This window comes from Pseudoalteromonas sp. MMG013, from assembly GCF_018100885.1.
Taxonomy (GTDB): Bacteria; Pseudomonadota; Gammaproteobacteria; order Enterobacterales; family Alteromonadaceae; genus Pseudoalteromonas; species Pseudoalteromonas aurantia.
In genome coordinates, this window is record NZ_JAGJEE010000062.1 from 1 (window position 1) to 3,576 (window position 3,576).

2 protein-coding genes are annotated in these 3,576 nt (G+C 37.6%); one reads left to right on the top strand and one right to left on the bottom strand.

The features are described from left to right. Positions 1 to 34: 34 nt before the first annotated feature. Complete coding sequence (locus tag J8L98_RS24235; RefSeq protein ID WP_210998627.1) at positions 35 to 1,828, bottom strand: winged helix-turn-helix domain-containing protein; 1,794 nt, start codon at positions 1,826 to 1,828, stop codon at positions 35 to 37. Positions 1,829 to 1,948: 120 nt separating this feature from the next. On the opposite strand from J8L98_RS24235, the gene J8L98_RS24240 reads away from it, so the two are divergent. Next, positions 1,949 to 3,436 (top strand): amidohydrolase family protein, encoded by a 1,488-nt coding sequence (locus J8L98_RS24240; protein ID WP_210998628.1) that lies wholly within the window; start codon positions 1,949 to 1,951, stop codon positions 3,434 to 3,436. Positions 3,437 to 3,576: the final 140 nt, after the last annotated feature.

Below are 3,576 nucleotides of genomic sequence, written 5' to 3' on the forward strand. Positions count from 1 at the left end.
GCTAAAAGTATCGAGATTGTATTAACTGGATATTCTAAATTCGGTTTCGGTGTTGATTAAGGGGTATTAACCATTTGTCATGCAGTTTAAATCGGATCAAATATTGTTTGACGGTTGCAAATTCAAAAATGTCGTTGTTGTAATCAGGTTGCCATGAGGAGGTAAGCAAGGCCTGTATTGCGTGTTCTACCCCTTGAGAATCTTTGATAACTACTTGATATTGTAGCTCTTGCATTTCGGAAAATGCGTTGTTTTTTCGCTCTAATCTTAAGAGTGATATCAGCGCTTGTATTTTTTCTTGATGATCTGAACCTTGCAATAATATTGCATATGTTAGGTATTGGCTTATATGTTTAGAGGTGGGGGCAATAAACTCCGAAATATCAGAAAAGTGTTTTTCAAATAATGCCAGTGCTTGAATATGATCACCTTTAAAAATAAGACCTTGGATTAAAGGCATTACAAAATGGTTTTTCGATGGAGCCAAATTATACCTTTGCTTTAGCTTCATAATAGCGGAGCTGCTTCCATGTAACTCAAAAGCGATAGCTGCTTCACCATAGAGTCTGAATGCCTTCGGTATTTGACCAAGATCATCAATTTCCTTGAAGGTCTCTATCCCTTTTTGTTTTTGCCCTAGGCTTAAAAGTAACAAGCTATAGCTCAGCTTATATGCAGGGATTCTGTTGGTATAGAATTGCCCATACAGGGCGTACCATTTTAGATACTCGCTTGCAATTTTTTTATCTAGCCGATAAAAATCCAGTGCGTATAGCGGAGCATTACGTAAGTCTGGTGCAATGACTAAGCTACGTTCAAAGTAATGCTTTGCTAATGTTTGGTTGCGGTTAATTAAATAGGCATATGCCAAGTGGATCAGTATTTCAGCATTATTCGGTGATAGAACAAAGGCTTGCTTATGTGCTTCTAAAGCTTGCTCTACTTTTTGCTGTTTACGTAAATATATTCCATACCAGTGAAATACTGTGGAATTTGCTTGTTTGTCTCTTGTAATTTTTTCAAATATCGTACTGGCTTTATCTATATTACCTTTTTGTATTTCAAATGCAGCCTGTAGTGCCAGTGCTTTTGGGTGTCTCGGAACTAAACGTAATAACTTAGTGAGTAATTGATCGCAGTTTTTTATGACGCTACTTTCGCTGGATGTACCATAGATAGATAGTAATCTGTGGGCTTCACATAGTCCGTATAAGGCGTCTATTTGCTCGGGTTGTTGCTCTAAAATATTTTGATATAACTGTTTTGCTTTAATAATATCAGTCGTTTTTTGTTGCGATAACAAATGCTCAGCTAACGTTAATGGTTCAAAATGGATCAGGTTAGACTGTGCGGCTTCACCCAGTATAGAGGGTTCAGTTTTGAAATAGCTAAATGAAACTACGAGAGCACCCACTAACGCAACAGAAAAAGAAAGTAGACTGAGTTTTCTTCTTTTATCCAGTATCTTGACTCCTGTCGTGAAGGTGGCATCTAAAGGAAATATCTGAATATCAGGTGAGACCCGATACCCTTTAGATGAGATTTGTTCTATGTAAATCAACTCAGTGTCTGTTGTTGCTAATGCTTTTCTTAATTGTGCAACCGCTTGGTAAATCGAACTGTCAGAAACAACCTTGCGCGTCCATAGCTGCTGTGCAATTTCATCTAGGCTAAGAGGGATGTTATTTTGTGTAGATAATAATACTAGTAACGCCATGACCTTGGGTGGGAGTGTGATTGTGTGCTTGGTAGAAGCTTCCACTAATTGGTTTAACTGTGGATATACTTCCCAATTAGCGAACTTGAACGCGGTAGTCCTATTTTTCATATATTTGAAATTTAAGTTTATTTTATTTTTCAGACAAAGATTAGAAATTCATTATAGAGGCATCAAGCGACTTTTAAAGCTGTTTTTATACTGGTGCCAATTCTTTTAATGGAGAACATAATGAAATTACTTGTCTTATTTACATTGATATTACCTTTAATCTGTCAAGCAAAACACGAGCTGATCATTGGTGATGTTACTATCATTAACGCAACGTCGGCACGCACCACATCGTCTCTACCAAAACGATGGCTTAGAATTCGAGATGGTAAAATTGGAAAAATTAGCGCTGAACCGATTGAAATAGGTAATGCTGAATATATAGATGGTGCTGGTCAATATTTGATTTCAGGCTTGATGGATACGCATGTACATTTAAAAACGATGCCTGGATTATTACCGATTAGTAAGGTGGCAGAAGGTTCAGTAAAAACTAAGTTAGTGGCATTGCAAAACGAGTTTTTAAAGCTACAGGGGCGTCGCTATTTATACTATGGGGTAACTCAAGTGCTAGACCCTTCAAATACGAAAGAAGGGATTAAAAAATTTGAACTTGCGGGGTTATCACCAAAAGCGTTTTATTGTGGTGCGGTCCCTATTTTTAAAGGTTACAACGGTCGAGGGTTTAAGTATAAAGAATTGGTCAAACATAGGCCATACTTTGTTCACCAACACGGGGATCCGAAGGTTGATAATTATAAATTATTAAAAATGCAGCAATCACCTAGCTCAGTTGTAGAAAGAATGGCGAAAGACGGCGCAAAGTGTGTCAAGGTTTATATTGAAGACGGTTTTGGTACAGCCAATAATATACCTTTAATTAAAGATAAAACATTGCTGGGCTTGAAACGTGCGGCGTTAGAGAATGATTTACCGTTAATGGCCCATGCAAATGCGACCGATATGCAGGAAATTGCAGTTGACTCAAAGGTTGATATTATGGCGCATGGAAACTGGAACTGGCTAGAAGAAGCAGGGCAGGCAACTTTACCTAGAGATGTTAAAAGGGTCGCGCAGCATATTGTTAAAAATGATATTGCTTATCAGCCGTCGCTAAATGTCGTAAGAGGGCTTATGGATGTATTGAAAGCGCGACATTTACAGCTACCAGTGTATAAAACCGTTCTCACAAACCGTCAGTTGGATTGGTATAAATCATATCAGGGTCAATGGTTTTCAAGAGAGCTTCAAAATAGTTGGGGTGACGTGTCTAAAGCAGATATGATTGATAGCTTTGCAACGAAGCAGCGACAAGGTGCGCAAGTATTAAATTATATTTACCAACAAGGTGGTACGGTACTGTTAGGTTCTGACACCCCGCCAGCTCCTATTTATAGCTCTCAACCGGGGTTATCTACATATTGGGAACTGCGTAATATGCATAATGCGGGCGTAGACTTAAATGGTATTTTGGCCGCGGCAACGGTTAATAATGCAAAGAAATTTGGTTTATATACGGACTATGGAACTGTTGAGACAGGAAAAATTGCTAATTTATTACTTTTGAATAGTAACCCACTGAGTACTATTGATGCTTATGATGATATTGATAGCGTGATTTTAAATGGTAAAAGAATTAAAAGGACTGAATTGTTAGCCGCCGATTGATTACAGTGGTGTTTTGTTTTTAACGTTTAAAGCGATTTTCTTTTTTTTTTTGAGTGTAAATTATTCGATATGCGTGTTTTAGCTTGTTATTTGTTCGAACGAACAAAAAGTTTTAAAAAAGGCTTGATCAAAAAAAGGAA

Excerpts from the sequence above, each read along its gene's own strand:
- J8L98_RS24235 (WP_210998627.1), bottom strand. The coding sequence starts at position 1,828 with ATGAAAAATAGGACTACCGCGTTCAAGTTCGCTAATTGGGAAGTATAT.
- J8L98_RS24240 (WP_210998628.1), top strand. The coding sequence starts at position 1,949 with ATGAAATTACTTGTCTTATTTACATTGATATTACCTTTAATCTGTCAA.